The sequence below is a fragment of the Shewanella decolorationis S12 genome (assembly GCF_000485795.1).
Lineage (GTDB): Bacteria > Pseudomonadota > Gammaproteobacteria > Enterobacterales > Shewanellaceae > Shewanella > Shewanella decolorationis.
Map to the genome: position 1 here is coordinate 593,629 of NZ_AXZL01000076.1, position 15,436 is coordinate 609,064.

General features: G+C 48.9%; 9 protein-coding genes. 4 read left to right on the forward strand and 5 right to left on the reverse strand.

The annotated features are described in order from the left end of the window. Positions 1 to 16: 16 nt before the first annotated feature. Positions 17 to 1,390: a DUF4397 domain-containing protein gene (locus tag SHD_RS19620; RefSeq protein ID WP_023268727.1), complete on the reverse strand. Its 1,374-nt coding sequence runs from the start codon at positions 1,388 to 1,390 to the stop codon at positions 17 to 19. A gap of 346 nt (positions 1,391 to 1,736) precedes the next feature. On the opposite strand from SHD_RS19620, the gene SHD_RS19625 reads away from it, so the two are divergent. After that, positions 1,737 to 4,469: a DEAD/DEAH box helicase gene (locus SHD_RS19625; RefSeq protein ID WP_023268728.1), complete on the forward strand. Its 2,733-nt coding sequence runs from the start codon at positions 1,737 to 1,739 to the stop codon at positions 4,467 to 4,469. Between the two features lie 139 nt (positions 4,470 to 4,608). Here SHD_RS19625 and SHD_RS19630 read toward each other — a convergent pair whose 3' ends face one another. The 4 genes from SHD_RS19630 to SHD_RS19645 form a co-directional block, all read right to left on the reverse strand. Further along, complete coding sequence (locus SHD_RS19630) at positions 4,609 to 7,440, reverse strand: M16 family metallopeptidase (RefSeq protein ID WP_023268729.1); 2,832 nt, start codon at positions 7,438 to 7,440, stop codon at positions 4,609 to 4,611. A 203-nt stretch (positions 7,441 to 7,643) separates the two neighbouring features. Further along, a complete protein-coding gene (locus SHD_RS19635; protein WP_023268730.1) occupies positions 7,644 to 8,183 on the reverse strand; it encodes an imm11 family protein in 540 nt (179 codons plus the stop codon). A gap of 115 nt (positions 8,184 to 8,298) precedes the next feature. Continuing rightward, complete coding sequence (gene ssb, locus SHD_RS19640) at positions 8,299 to 9,003, reverse strand: single-stranded DNA-binding protein (RefSeq protein WP_023268731.1); 705 nt, start codon at positions 9,001 to 9,003, stop codon at positions 8,299 to 8,301. Between the two features lie 107 nt (positions 9,004 to 9,110). After that, positions 9,111 to 10,478, reverse strand: a complete 1,368-nt coding sequence (locus tag SHD_RS19645) for an MFS transporter (RefSeq protein ID WP_023268732.1) — start codon at positions 10,476 to 10,478, stop codon at positions 9,111 to 9,113. Between the two features lie 410 nt (positions 10,479 to 10,888). On the opposite strand from SHD_RS19645, the gene uvrA reads away from it, so the two are divergent. The 3 genes from uvrA (at position 10,889) to SHD_RS19660 (ending at position 15,315) form a co-directional block, all read left to right on the forward strand. Then, on the forward strand, positions 10,889 to 13,741 hold the full coding sequence (gene uvrA / locus SHD_RS19650) for an excinuclease ABC subunit UvrA (protein ID WP_023268733.1): 2,853 nt from the start codon (positions 10,889 to 10,891) through the stop codon (positions 13,739 to 13,741). 111 nt (positions 13,742 to 13,852) lie between these two features. Then, entirely contained in the window at positions 13,853 to 14,191 is a 339-nt protein-coding gene (locus SHD_RS19655; protein ID WP_161629221.1) for a hypothetical protein, read from the forward strand. 83 nt (positions 14,192 to 14,274) lie between these two features. Continuing rightward, the gene (locus SHD_RS19660; RefSeq protein ID WP_023268735.1) at positions 14,275 to 15,315 is read left to right on the forward strand and encodes a M28 family peptidase; all 1,041 of its coding nucleotides are present in this window, start codon (positions 14,275 to 14,277) and stop codon (positions 15,313 to 15,315) included. Positions 15,316 to 15,436: the final 121 nt, after the last annotated feature.

Sequence of the window (15,436 nt, forward strand, 5' to 3'; positions counted from 1 at the left end):
TGCCCAGTCTAAGCGATTAGAGCTTAACGAGGTTATAGCCAAAGCTGGTTGAAGCGTCCTTATTCAGCACCATAGTGACATTATCTTCGTTATTAAAATCCATCATCTCTGAAGCATAAACCACGGTTTTTGTGCCATTTTCTACCGCGATCACCTTGATGGAATACTCACCTTTGGGCACCACTAACGACTGCGGCGCCGTTGGATTAACCGCACTGATCTTATAGCTTGCAGTTTCAATAGTGTCGTTCGCTTTTAAGAAGTACAACGTCAGGTTACTCTTGTCGGCAAAACTGACGATATCAAACTTAAAGCTGTATGGGCTTGGTGTTTGCGTTTGCTTCATCTCCATCGCCTTAACTTGGCTACCCTGATCAGTAGTTTGCTCGTAGATAAAGATGGTTTTGATATCGTCCTGATTAAGGGTGATCAACACATTGTCGAGCAATTTGGCTTGGCTCGTATGGTCAAATACGCTCACGCCAAAATCATTAAACTCCGCGCCTTGATAAGCAGTCACGCCAAAGGGAGCCACATTGCTAAATAGAGCTTCTTGCTTGTTGCTCACGACTTTAACATCGACATTGTGCGTTGCTAAACCATTGAATACTCTAAAATCAACACTGCTTTCTAGGGCGACATGGTTTCGCACATTGGTGGTCGAATCGACGCTGTCTAAACTGATTTTAGCCGCTGATGCGCCAAAGCTTTCCCTTAAAATCAACTTATAGGGTACCTTGGTCTTAAAGTTAATGCTTGCCGTGGTGTAGCTCACATTAGTCGTTCCCGCAGGGGCGAGGTAAACCTTGTAATCCCCAGTATCCAAAATCTGCGGTGTTGAGACTTCACCATAGGAAACACTGCCTAGCATCACAGCATCGGCAAAGCCTTTATCCGCCTTGGCAATATACGCATCGTACGCTGGCGCATTGGTTGCGGTGTGAGCAATCAATAACTGCATTTTACTCTTGTCCGCTTCGGCGTTTTGCTTATCTAACTCAGTGCGGGAGTAATTGATATTCAGCAGCGAGGGTGAGGCAAAATCACCATGCAAGACAAAGAAATGGTCGGTTGCTGTTTTTAAATCGATATTCTCTTTGTAGATCGAAATATCCTTATTCGACGCATCTTTCCCCATCACCTCGACGGCACTGACACCAGTTGTTGAAGTGAACCTTGGCATCGCATCGGCGTAACTCACACTCTCATAGGTTTTATCGCCAATCTTCAGTGCAGTAGCCGTACTCCCTACAGAAGCATTGTAAAATTGTACATAGGTATCGGTCTTCGAGGTGTCTTCATCCTTGTTGTTATCAGAGCCACCACAAGCGGTCACGCCCAAACAGGCGAAAGTCAAAACCGCGAATCCTTTTAGTTTGTTATTAAGCATCGTATCCCTCATTAGCAGACAAAAAATTCAGTTCAATCTGCGCAGTTATACAATGACAACAATGGCAATTTCCACCGAAAAACAAACAAAAAAACCCTCAAAACCAAACATCTAACAAACATTTCAGTAACAAAGTAAATTCTGATACAAATCACATTTTTTAGGCACTTAATTGATACAAATGCAGTTAAGGATACTTTTATTTACAGCTCAAAATACTGCCGTTGAAAAATGTAGGGGCTTCTCCTCAGTTTTTGATCGTGCTTACAAATGGTGTCAACCTTGTCCGACCTATGCGATTAGGTTACTCTCGCATCGCCAATTAAGTCTTGGGGATGGATAGGGTTTGCAAGGGATTCTTAACTACTACAAACAGTGTTTTCAACACGATAGTGCTGAAATTAACCTCTGGGCTAGCCATAAGCTGGCGGAGCAAGATCAACTCTTACTTCAACATGAAGATGAATTTAGTAGTGGCTTTCTACCGCGCCTACCAGTGCCATTTACTCCCGCGAGTACATTACTAGCACGTAGTGCTTTATACCTGCGTGAAAAAGTGCTCTTGCACTGTTGTCTGTTTTTCTGCGGCAGTATCGAGCTTAATGGCGAAAAACGTAAAGTCGTCACCCCACTCCTTTATCGCGAATGCCAATTGCAGGCCGATGGCGATAACATTTACCTCGAATCCAATAAAAGCTTTTCTGGCGGCGGGCCATTTACCATTAATGAAGCCCTGTTAGAAAAATTAGTCGTTGAAGGACACAGTCTAAGCCAAGAGTTACGCGACAATCCTACGGATGTCAGTGGTTGGATAGCTTGGCTACGAGCAGGCCAAGCCGAGGTTGATACCAGCCATTTATTGCATTTCCCCAAACTTATCGATGAGACGGAATTTATTCAGCTTAGTCGTAAACGCGGACAGTTTTTGGTCAGCCGTAGCCAAATCATTTTGGCAGAACGTTCCCTCGCCAGCCGCGGCATTTTGCATGAGTTAGACAAGCTTATCACAGCCCCCTCACTCTCAGCGCCACTACACGCGCTGTTTGGGCAGGCACCCACGCAAGATTCTGTTAGTCACAATGTTGATACCCAAGAGGATTACCTTCCTGGGTTATTAAGCCGCGCGCAAATTCAAGTCTTAAAGGTGGCGGCTAATCATACTTTGGGGCAAATCTCAGGCCCTCCGGGAACAGGCAAGAGTTACACCATAGCCACAGTGGCGGCGGAGCAGGTATTAAGGGGCAAATCTGTCCTCATCGTCGCTCACACAGATGTTGCCGTTGATGTGATTGCCGATAAGTTGCAGCAACAGTTCCAACTTGGTAGCAGCCTTATCCGAGCAGGCTCGCCGCAGTTTATTAAAATCCTTAAAAACCAAATCGATGAGATCCTCCACGGCCAACACCCCGCGGTTGACCAAGAGGTGACGGATATTGTGCTACGCCTTGCAAAACAACAGCTAGCTAATGTCACCCGTGAGCAGGCCAATATGGAAACGGATTTTATACGCCACTGCCAGCACGCAATACGTCGCGGCCAAAAACTCGCGACACTAGAGCAAAAGCAATCCCGCTGGCGACTTGGGTTTTATCAATGGTTTAACCGCTCGGGTATCAAACAATTTGCCCAGCAATGGACTGTGCTCGATAAATTAACAGCCCTCATCGAGCAAAAAGAAAACTTAAGCCTCAAATACCTTCAACTGGCAACGTCCTATCGTTTGAATCAATTACTCAAACATAAACGCAGTACTTTGGTGAGCTTTGCCGGAGCGCTACGGGCAAGGCAGTCTGCCAAACAGCTCGACGGTTTCTACAAGACGGATTTTGATGCCTTAAAACAAACCTTTCCCATTTGGTTATCTAGCCTTGCCAGCTTACATAAAGTGCTGCCCATGGAGCAGCAAATGTTTGATTTAGTGATTATTGATGAAGCCACCCAAGCCAATATTGCTGCATGTTTACCGGCCTTACAGCGGGCAAAAGCGGCACTGGTGGTGGGCGACAGCAAACAGCTGCGCCATTTCTCGTTTTTATCCCGCGCAAAGCAAACCCAAATCCAAACGCAACTCGGACTTGCTGCTGATTGCCGCGGCCTAATGAGCTACCGTGATGCCAGTATGCTCGACTTAGTATCGCAATCCCTTGCGAGCCAATCCCAAGTGGTATTTTTAAATGAGCATTTTAGGAGTAAACCTGAGCTTATCCAATTTAGTAATCAGCAGTTTTATCAAGGCATGCTGAAGATTATGCAGCACAGACCCTGCACAAGCTCTGGGCACTTACACCAAGTCCATGTGACTGGCAGCCGTGATAGCAAGGGCATTAACGCCATAGAAGCGGAGGCATTAATTCAAAAGTTAGCTCAACTGATTGATGAACAAGAGGATGCATTAGTGCCCGCCAGTATTGGGGTACTCTCCTGCTTTCGCAATCAGACGGCGTATTTATCCCAACAAATTCTCGCACGCTTTAACGCACAACAACTCGAGCGTCACCAATTACGGGTTGCAACACCCTTTGGATTTCAAGGTGAGGAACGCGATATTATGCTGCTGTCGTTTAGCATTACGGCCAACGACAGCCGCGCCGCCGTGTATTTAAATCGCGAAGATATGTTCAATGTCGCCATCACCCGTGCTAAACAAATGCAGTGGCTATTTTTATCGGTACAAGCGCACGAGCTTCCGAAAAATAATTTACTGGCAACTTACTTAGCATCGGCGGGCCAATTTCAAGCGGCACACAATTATGTCGACTCCCTCGATAGCTTCGGCCAGTCGGTGGCACAGGCGATTGAAGCAAAAGGCATAACAGTCTGGCGCGCCTATCATATGGCGGGGCTAGAACTGGATATTCTGTGCCGCTATGGTAACCAATATTTAGCAATAGATTTAATCGGTTACCCAGGACCTTGGGCGGACTTTTTCGATATTGAACTGTATAAACTGTTACAGCGCGCGGGGATTAAACTTATCCCCGTCAGCTACGGGCTATGGTGCCAACAGCAAGAATTGTGCATCCAATATATTTGCCAGCAATTGGGTACTCCCCAGCTACGCTATACAAACAAACCTTGAATGCATAAGCAGTTTCCAATCCTGTTTTACACTACACGCCCTGGTAACAAGCTTTCCTTATAAAGCACTCAAGTGAATTACCCCCTATAAAATGAATATCATAAGGGGTAGGTCTTCAGATAAATGGCGACTTAATCCTTCACTGCGCGGAAACGGGTGCAGGTATGGTTTCGATGGTTAAACGCTTATCATCTTTGAGGTATTTCTGCGCCAATTGGCTTAACTCGGTGGGGGTGATCTGCTGTACCAGCGCCAATCGTTGGTTAAAGCCCGCAAAACGCTCCGGCTGGCTTTGGGCGGTTGAGGCCAAATCTAACCAAAAGTTATTACTTTGCGGCGCCATCTGCATCCACTCCAGCACCGGCTGGCGGGCGCGATTGAGTAAATCCTCACTGATCCCAGAAGGCGTTTTGACTTGCTTAACTGCGACGGCGTAATACTTAGCCACTTCAGGCAACATAGCCTTAGTTGTCACGCTAAATAAGCCAAGATAACCATAACCCGTTGGGTTTAAGTCACTGTATGAAAATGCTGAGGGTGAATAACTCGCACCGGCTTTTTCGCGCACATTTTCAGTGAGTAGGATGTTTAGTACCTGCTCGAGCAAACCTAAACCCACCAGCTCACGGGGATTGCTCATATCCGTCGTCGGCCATACCTGCGCGAGCGCCGCCATATCGACTTGACCATAATGGGTCAGGCTCATTTGTGCCGGCACTTTGGGAAACACAGGTACGATAGTCTGCCCCTTAGGGATCGGCTGTCGCGCAATGGCCCCTAAGGTTTGTGCAACCTCGGCAATCGCTTTGTCTTCATCAAAATCACCAACAATCGCCAGCTCAATCACCCCCTGCTGAACGGCAGAATGGAAGCTAGGCGCAAGTTCAGCAAACTGCCGCTTGAGGATTTCATCAGGATTACCGTAGCCATAACGTTTGTCGCCATTATGGGCAATACGGGCAAACTGATTCGAAAACTCCAGTTGCGGATTGCTATGAATGCTCTGCTGCTCGGCAATCACTTGCTCACGGAATAACTGCTCGGCTTGCTTATCCATCCCTGGGTCAACAAGATAAGCCGTTAGCACGCCTAATTGGGTGCGTAGTTCGGCAGCATTGGTGCTGATCTCGCCGCCAAAACTCTGTTCACGCAAACTCAAGCCCACCGAGATATCTTGCCCAGCAAAAATATCCTGCAAACTGTCCCAATCGTGCAGCCCTAAACCGCCCTGCACAAAGGCGCTATTAAACAGGTAAGACAAACCATCTAGCTCAGGGAATGGCACCTCGCCAAAACCGATATTGAGACTTACCAGTGTCATCCCCTGATTAAAGGGGGTGGGTTTTACATTGAGGCGCACACCGTTAGCAAACTCTAGCTTACGGATCCCAGTTGCGGCATCGCGCTGATCGGCAACAATCTGCCCCGGCTCACCAAATTGACTATAGGCAAACTCGGCAATGCTCTTGGTTTCGGGCACTGTCACTACTTGCTTTTGGCTTGCGTTGTAGGCGGCTAAGAGTTGTTTTTCAATATTTTCAATGGGTTTGTTATTGGTTAGATACAGATAAGGCGTACCTTCCCAAGCCTGTTTAAACAGCTGTTGCAGTTTTTGCGGCGTGATACTCGGCATTAATTTTTCAAACAGCGCCAATTGCCATGCGGGTTCCACAGGCACACGTCGGCTCGCCACCGTATTCACTAGGCTTTCGGCAATATTGACGCTGTGGATGGTATTACTGCCAGCGGCACTGAGCTGATAGCCCTTGTGCATCCGCTTAAGTTGTTGGTCAATTTCCTGTTGGCTAAAACCAAATTCCAGCGCCTGACGCAGGGTTTGCTCTAATAGTCCAAGTCCTTGCTGCCAGTTGTTTTCCTGCGTCCCCAAGGTCATTTGCGTGCCATAGGCAATATCGTATTGTGGGCCGATTTGTAAGCTTACGCCGTATAAGCCTTGGCTGTGCAGCAACTGTGATTCTAGGCGGCGATACAAAATACCATGGGCAACCTCTAATAAAATCTCCTGCTCACGCAGCGCAATCGTATCTGGTTTAGGGGTTTGCGGTTTTAACAGCCCGAGGGAAACTGAGGTTTGCAGGCTTGGGTCAAAAAATGCCGCCGCCTCAACAGCGGTTTTAGCCTGCACCGTACCTATGGATTGGGCCTTCACCCCAGCAGCCTGAGGCGCGGCTTGCCAGTCGGTAAATTGCTGTTTGATCTTGTGCTCGATACGACCGACATCAATATCCCCCACCACTATTAAGGTGGTCCGGGATGGCGTATAAAAACGCTGATAGAGGGACAATAACTTGTCACGATTAGCATTTTGAATGCTCGTCGCCTCTCCCACGGGAAAGCGCTGCGACAGCAAGGTTTGCGGCATTAAAAAGGCTAACTGATGGCGATAGTTTTCTAAATCAGCGCTACTGCGCTCACGCAGTTCAGACAAGACCACCGCCTTTTCACGCTCGATAAGGGCGGGATCAAGTAACAGATTACTGGCGATTTCACGCATTAAAAACAAAGCGGTATCGACTTTATCCTGGCTATTGCTCGGTAAATTAAACTGATAAACCGTTTGCTGAAATTCAGTCACCGCATTGGTATCAGCCCCAAAACTTAAACCTAAGCGCTGTAAGGTCGGGATCATCTCCCCCGCTGCAAGTCCGGTAGAGCCATTAAATGCCATATGCTCTAAAAAATGCACCAGTCCTTGTTCGGCATCCGTTTCCATCACAGATCCCACATCCACCCGCATACGGACGATAACCGCCTGTTCAGGAGTTTTGTTGTTCACCAAGAGGTAGTGCAGCCCATTAGCTAGGGTGCCTGTGTGTACTCGCGGACTTAAGGGTAAATCGGCCGACTCAGGCCACAGTGGCGCTTCAACCGCCCTTAAGGGGAAGGCCACGCTGATAAATAGCAGCCATAGCCACAGGTGTTTAAACTGGATTCGCTTGAAATTATTCATAAAAATTCATTTTCTCCCTGAAATTTGCTTGATACACCAGAGAAAATGCTTACCTCAATACTGATAAATTGACTTTTACTATAGCCGCTAAAAAGCTTTAAGTCACAAAATCAATACCTTACACCGTACCAAAAGCAATTATCACTTTGATATTTAGCAAAATATCTTTAGAAATAATTTCATCAAAATCTCGACCCAAATGCCTAGTCCAACGGCAAACACTCCACGCCCCGCAGCGACTGACACAAGTGATAGCGAGCTTGGTTCACTAGGATATAGCCCAACTTTTCCTGTAAAGAAAATATCGATGGTTCAATCACTTTACTGGCGTCAATCACTAAGGAATGGATCGCCAAAAAGCGGTGTTGCCCATAGGTGCGATGGCTTATCTGCGATCGAGTAAAATCCACACAGGCATAACGATTAAGCACTTGCATCCCATAAAACTGCCGATTGATATTCCCCTGTGCATCACAAATTTCGGCGGGAATAAATTGAACCGCTTGACCTATAACATCTCGAAATTGCTCAACAAATGCTGCGCTCACCAGCTCAGGTCCAAGGGTGGGTAAAATGTCGTATTGCGTTATCTCATCATCAAGAAAATCTACTTCATAGTAAAAGGTGCCAACGCCATTCGAGGGTTGAGTCAAGGCATCAGCATAAGACTGTACATTTCGCTCGCCATACACAAAATATACATCTCGATGGTAAAAACTCTGCAACTTATAAAATCGTTCCATCTTTACATCCTGTAAATCCAGCTAAATCAAGTATATTGCCCTTAAAAAGTGAGGCAAAAACAAAGCCCCGTAAACGGGGCTGTGTTTTTGAATCTCAAATTGATTCTAAAGTAAATTAGAACGGGATATCGTCGTCCCAACCATCATCCAAATCTGGGGTGAAGTTTTGTTGTGGTTGTGGCGCTGGACGTTGTGCAGGTGCCGCTGGCGCTTGATACGCTGGTGCAGCAGGCTTAGGCGCATAACCACCTTGCTGTGGCTGAGCATGTTGCTGCGCATGGGATTGCTGCTGGCCATAGCTTTGCTGAGCAGGCTGCTGATTGTAGCCAGATTGTGGCTGCGGTGCAGGTGCTTGGTAACTTTGCTGTGCGGGCGCGTATTGATTTTGCGCTGGCGCAGTTTGAGCCGGAGCCGCTTGGTAACCCGCGTTTTGTTGCATGCCACCCATAGGAGCACCTTGGCCTTGACCTTGGTTGCGGCCACCTAACATTTGCATGCTACCGCTTTGGTCGATAACCACTTCAGTGCTGTAACGATCTTGACCGCTTTGGTCTTTCCACTTACGGGTTTGCAGTTTACCTTCGAGGTAAACCTGTGAACCTTTACGCAGATACTCACCCGTAATTTCAGCCAACTTGCCAAACAGAACCACACGGTGCCATTCAGTACGCTCTTGCTGTTGACCTTGTTGGTCTTTCCACGATTCGCTGGTCGCTACTGTGATGTTAGCGACTGCGTTACCGTTTGGCATGTAACGTACTTCTGGATCTTGTCCCAAATTGCCAACCAAAATTACCTTGTTAACACCACGACTGGCCATTGAAATCTCCTGCGATTCTTTAAATAATCTATTAATTCAGTATGTTGTTTATAATTGTTGCCGCAAGGGAAAATCCGCTTCCCTAAAACTCGCTGCAATAACACATATTATTGAGCAGAGCCTAACACAGCTCGGGCTTCTCTTAAATCGAAATGCTCGTCAACTTTGAGATAAGCAACTTTCTCGTCTAACACCACAATCGCTTCGACCACACCCATCAATTGTGACAGCTGCGACGCCATATCCCGCGCTTGGGCCTTATCTTTTACGGCAGCCTCTAAGGTATAACTCTTAAGCAGCACAGGATTTTTCATCCCTAGGGTCAATAATAACCAAACGCCCATCAATACCAGCGCGACGATAAACACGCCCACGGCGCCGACTAATTGGAACGCACCGCCACCGAGCATACCGCCACAGAAGGCGCCTAAGAATTGGCTGGTCGAATAGACGCCCATGGCCGAGCCTTTTTCACCCACGGGGCAGAATTTCGCAATCAAACTCGGCAACGACGCCTCAAGGTAGTTAAAGCCGGTAAAAAACAGCAGCACGGCCACGCTCAATACCCAGAGGTTGTTGGCAAAAATCGCCATGGCCGCAAGGGCAAACATCATGATCACTAAGGCAATTTGGAACATCGCCTTAGTATTCTTACGCTTCACCCCGATGATGATTAACGGTACCATCAAGAAGAATGCCCCCACAAACGCGGGGAAATACAACATCCAATGTTTTTCTTTTACCAGACCCGCATCGACTAAATCGAGCGGCAAGGCGACAAACACCGCGGTTAACACTAAGTGCAGAATAAAGATCCCCGCATCGAGTCGAAACAGCTGTGGATCGGTCAACATACGCTTGAGCTTGGCGGGCGCCGCTAAGGTATCGCCCTTAGGTGCATGGGAAATCGGATTCGGCACTAATAGCTGCACAATCAACATGCCAAGTACTGCAAGGCCTGCGGTTAGCAGGAATAAACCCGATAAGCCTAAATGTTGCGCAACAATCGGGCCGACGAGTAACGACAGGGCAAAGGAGCCGCCGATACACATGCCGATAATGGCCATCACCTTAGTGCGCTGTTCATCTCGGGTTAAATCCGCCGCTAAGGCCAACACGGCGGCAGCAATCGCCCCCATCCCTTGCACGGCGCGGCCAAATACCACGCCGTAAATGGTATCGGCATTGGCGGCAATTAAGCTGCCGATGGCGAACAATACCAATCCAGCGAGGATGACAGGTTTACGACCATACTTGTCGGATAAAATCCCCATAGGGATCTGCAAAACGGCCTGAGTCAAGCCATAGGCACCAATGGCAATCCCCACCCAAAGGGGAGAAAAACCTTCTAAATGCTGACCATAGAGTGCAAAGACGGGCATGATCATAAACAAGCCCATCATACGTAAACCAAATACGCTGGCTAAAGAAAACGCGACTTTTTTCTCGGTTCCTGAAAGTCCGTTGTTACCCATGATTTTGCCCTGGATTGAAGTCTTTTAGGGGGCGCATGTTAACACACCCAAAAGCGTTTGCTCAAAAGGAAAAACCGCCCACACCGAGAGTGTAAAACAGTGAATTTTGCCCCGCGCCAATGCGGATGCTCGCACCTTAGCGTACGCTTAGGCCTTTATTTTTAAGGCTTATCTAAAAGACCATTGGCTACAAATAGTTAACTCGATGCTTACAGAACTTGGCTAAGTTCAAAGTCGTTATACGGATTAATCTTAGTTAATCCGCTAACTGCATCACCTTTTATCAGCAATGCCAGCCCCACAACCGCGCCCAATCGGCATGTCAGCAAGATCACAGAATCGACTAAACTCGGCCGCCGAACTGTGCGATACTTAGGCTCATTTTTTTAAGCATAAGACTTGAGCGATAGATGGATAAGATTGAAATACGCGGCGCACGGACCCACAATCTCAAAAATATCAACCTGACTATCCCAAGGGATAAGTTAATCGTTATCACAGGGTTATCGGGTTCAGGCAAATCTTCCCTAGCATTTGATACCTTATATGCCGAAGGCCAACGACGTTACGTTGAGTCTCTTTCTGCCTATGCCCGCCAATTCTTAAGCTTGATGGAAAAGCCCGATGTAGACCATATCGAAGGCTTAAGCCCGGCGATTTCCATCGAACAAAAATCGACGTCCCATAACCCGCGCTCCACCGTCGGGACGATTACCGAAATTTACGACTATCTGCGTCTGTTGTTTGCCCGTGTGGGCGAACCACGCTGCCCAACTCACGGCCAACCGCTTGCGGCGCAAACCGTGAGTCAGATGGTCGATAAAGTGTTAGAAATGCCCGAAGACAGCCGCTTAATGCTGCTGGCACCCGTGGTCAACGGTCGTAAGGGTGAGCACGTAAAATTGCTCGAAGGCTTATCCGCGCAGGGCTATATCCGCGCCCGTATCGACGGCGAAGTCTGCGACTTAACCGATCCCCCCGCACTCGATTTACACGTTAAGCACACCATCGAAGTGGTGGTCGACCGCTTTAAAGTCCGCAGCGATATTCAGCAGCGTCTCGCAGAATCCTTTGAAACCGCGCTCGAACTCTCCGGCGGGATTGCCGTGGTCGCCAGCATGGATGAAGGCGCTACTGAAGAATTAATCTTCTCGGCAAATTTTGCCTGTCCGCACTGCGGTTATTCGATGGCCGAACTTGAGCCACGGATTTTCTCCTTTAACAACCCGGCGGGCGCTTGCCCAACCTGTGATGGTTTAGGGGTGCAACAATTTTTCGACCCCGACAGAGTGATCACTAATCCTGAGTTATCACTTGCGGGCGGCGCGATTCGTGGCTGGGATAGACGTAACTTCTATTACTTCCAGATGCTGAGTTCGCTCGCCGACCACTATAAGTTCGATGTCGAAGTTCCCTTCGAACAGCTGTCGGATAAGGTGAGAAAAATCGTCCTCTACGGCTCAGGCAAAGACAGTATCGCCTTTAAATACATCAACGACCGTGGCGATGTGGTGGTGCGTAATCACCCCTTCGAAGGCATCTTAAATAATATGGACCGGCGCTACCGCGAGACCGAAAGCAACGCGGTGCGCGAAGAATTAGCCAAGTTTATCAACACTCAAGCCTGCCAAAGCTGTGGCGGCTCGCGCCTGCGTGAAGAAGCCCGTAACGTGTTTATTGGCGATCTTAACCTGCCCAAACTCACCGTTTGGTCGATAGGTGAAGCCCTCGAATACTTTGACAAACTCGAGTTCAGCGGCCAAAAGGCACAGATAGCCGAGAAGGTATTGAAGGAAGTACGCGATCGCTTAGGCTTCCTCGTTAATGTCGGCCTCAACTATTTAAGTCTGTCGCGTTCGGCCGAAACCCTCTCAGGCGGTGAAGCGCAGCGTATTCGCCTCGCCAGCCAAATCGGCGCAGGGCTCGTCGGTGTGATGTATGTGCTCGATGAGCCTTCTATCGGCTTGCATCAACGGGATAACGAGCGGTTATTGCAGACCTTAATCCACCTGCGGGATTTAGGTAACACAGTGATTGTGGTGGAGCATGATGAAGATGCGATTCGTATCGCCGATCATATTATCGATATCGGCCCCGGCGCTGGTGTACACGGCGGCGAAGTGATTTGCGACGGCCCGATTGAGAAAATTGTCGCCTGCGACGAGTCTGTCACTGGCCAATATATTTCGGGCAAACGCAACATCCATATCAGCACCCCACGTACGCCTTACGATCCAAAACAAGTGATTGAACTTTATGGCGCCCGTGGCAATAACCTGCGCAATGTGGATTTAACTATCCCTGTGGGATTATTCACCTGCGTGACCGGAGTATCGGGCTCAGGCAAATCGACCCTGATTAACGACACCTTCTTTAGAATTGCCCATAAGCAACTCAACGGTGCCACAGTCGATGAGCCCGCGCCCTACGATCGCATCGTCGGCATGGAGCAATGCGACAAAGTGGTCGATATCGACCAAAGCCCGATTGGCCGTACTCCGCGCTCTAACCCCGCCACTTATACTGGCATCTTTACGCCTATCAGGGAGATTTTTGCCTCAACGCAGGAATCCCGTACCCGTGGTTATCAGGTGGGCCGTTTCTCCTTTAACGTGAAAGGCGGTCGCTGTGAGGCCTGTCAGGGCGATGGCTTAATTAAGGTCGAAATGCACTTCCTGCCCGATGTGTATGTGCCCTGCGACGCCTGTAAGGGTAAACGCTATAACCGCGAAACCTTAGAGGTGCGCTACAAGGGTAAGAACATCCACGAAGTGCTGCAAATGACAGTGGAAGATGCGCGAGAGTTTTTCGATGCCGTGCCAGCCATTGCCCGTAAACTGCAAACCCTGATGGATGTAGGTTTGTCCTACGTGCGTTTAGGTCAGAGCGCGACCACGCTGTCGGGCGGTGAAGCCCAGCGGGTGAAACTCGCGAAGGAACTCTCTAAGCGCGATACGGGTAAAACCTTGTATATTCTGGATGAACCGACAACGGGCTTGCACTTTGCCGATATCCAATTGCTGCTCGATGTACTGCATCGCCTCAAATCCCACGGTAATACTATCGTGGTGATTGAGCATAACTTGGATGTGATTAAAACCGCAGACTGGATTATCGACTTAGGCCCAGAAGGCGGCGGTGGTGGCGGTACTATCCTAGCAACTGGTACGCCAGAAGACGTGGCGCAGCATCCAACCTCCCATACCGCGCGCTTCTTAAAGCCGCTGCTGGAACGGGATGCTAAGCTAGCCAAGCAGTCATAGCGATAAGATTAACAGCGCCTTGAGCATCACCAAGGCGCTGTGATTACACCCTATTGCTGTATAGAACCATTCCAGTCAGGCCATTCGCCGTTATCAATCAAGGAGAACATTTTGCCAACGCATCGCCCGAGTTTGACGAGCTTAAGTCGCGCTAATGTATTGCTGATTGCCTGCTTGGGGTTAACGCTTGTGGCGCTGGTTATCGCCGCTGTCGATCCGCTTATCGGTCAACCCACACGTTTACAAGTGACAGTGTTAGATAGCTCAGCCAATAGTAGCCTGCTCGCCTTGCCCGATGGCCGGATCACCACCTTAGATCAAGGCGGCCTCACCAAAAACGCTCAAGTCACTATTTGCTCACGAACCCATTTGGTCTCTGGCTTGGAGCACTTTAATTTGAGCCGTCATCAGGAGGCGACACTCTCCCCCGAGATCAGCGTCTTAGACTGATTCAGCATTACGGCCAATGCAGCCAAGCTAATTCCCTGTTAAGCTTAGGATTGATCATCCTATTGCCGACCTTAAGGATAGCCATGGGCAATTTGGCGCACCCATCCACAGCAATCACTCGCCCCCAGTCTCAGCGCATAGGCTTGAGCTTATTGCGCTTGTCTATCCTTAGCCTATGTTTAGGCATTACAGCCTGCGCCAATCAACCCGCCGAATACACTTGTTCACCTGAGGCGATTCGATTGAATTGGACCGAACCAGAAGCTCTTAAGCAAACAGTAGCAATACTCAGCGCCGCAGAATTAATGGGGCGTAAAACCCAAACGCTAGGTGCCGCCAAGACACGCGATTATCTGCACAGCCAGTATCAACAACTTGGGCTTACCCCTTGGGGAGAGACTTTCGAGGTGCCCTTCGAATATGCCACGCTTTTTAGCCAAGAGACGGGAAGCAATATGGTGGCGTTAATCCCCGCACGCCAACCCACTCATCGATGGCGCATTGTGGTGGCTCACTACGATCATCTCGGCATGAGTGGCAGCAAGATTTACCACGGCGCCGATGATAACGCCTCAGGTGTTGCCGCCCTGTTGGCTCTGGCCGCCCACTGGCAAGCGCAGCTAAGCGCCGCCCCCGATTCGCTGCCCAACATTAACTTAATGTTTGTCGCCACCGATGCCGAAGAGCCGGGGCTGTTTGGCAGTACGGCCCTCGTCGAGCAAATCAAACAACGCATGCCCGAGGCGCAATTTGAACTGATGCTCAATCTCGATATGATTGGCCACCCGAGTCGTCCCTACACTATTTACCTCGAAGGCAGCCGCAACTTTTATCAGTTTCCACAATTTAGGCCCATGCTAAACGCGAATAACCACCTCTGCATTAAGTTGAGTCATCCCAAACCCGTGGGACGAAGTATCCAAAGTACCGACTGGCTGAGAGCCTCGGATCATTATCCTTTCCATAAAGCTAAGATCCCTTGGCTCTACTTTGGCGTCCCCACTCATCCGCAATACCATACCCCCGAAGATACTCCCGACACTTTGGACTATGTGTTTCTCGCGGCGGTGACGGAATCCGCCTTCGAAATCCTACGACTCAATGGCGACTTTTTGAAAAATTAATCGAAGTGGCGCGTTTCTTGCTCAGTTTTGGCAAAAAAATCCACGCAAAACCCTGTATTTATCCGAGAGTCACTTGGTAAAGCGGCTAAAATGCTGCTATAATCTGGCGTTTTCGGTGCGG

Coding starts and splice junctions, on each gene's coding strand:
- SHD_RS19620 (WP_023268727.1), bottom strand. CDS start 1,390: ATGCTTAATAACAAACTAAAAGGATTCGCGGTTTTGACTTTCGCCTGT.
- SHD_RS19630 (WP_023268729.1), bottom strand. CDS start 7,440: ATGAATAATTTCAAGCGAATCCAGTTTAAACACCTGTGGCTATGGCTG.
- SHD_RS19635 (WP_023268730.1), bottom strand. CDS start 8,183: ATGGAACGATTTTATAAGTTGCAGAGTTTTTACCATCGAGATGTATAT.
- ssb (WP_023268731.1), bottom strand. CDS start 9,003: ATGGCCAGTCGTGGTGTTAACAAGGTAATTTTGGTTGGCAATTTGGGA.
- SHD_RS19645 (WP_023268732.1), bottom strand. CDS start 10,478: ATGGGTAACAACGGACTTTCAGGAACCGAGAAAAAAGTCGCGTTTTCT.
- uvrA (WP_023268733.1), top strand. CDS start 10,889: ATGGATAAGATTGAAATACGCGGCGCACGGACCCACAATCTCAAAAAT.
- SHD_RS19660 (WP_023268735.1), top strand. CDS start 14,275: ATGGGCAATTTGGCGCACCCATCCACAGCAATCACTCGCCCCCAGTCT.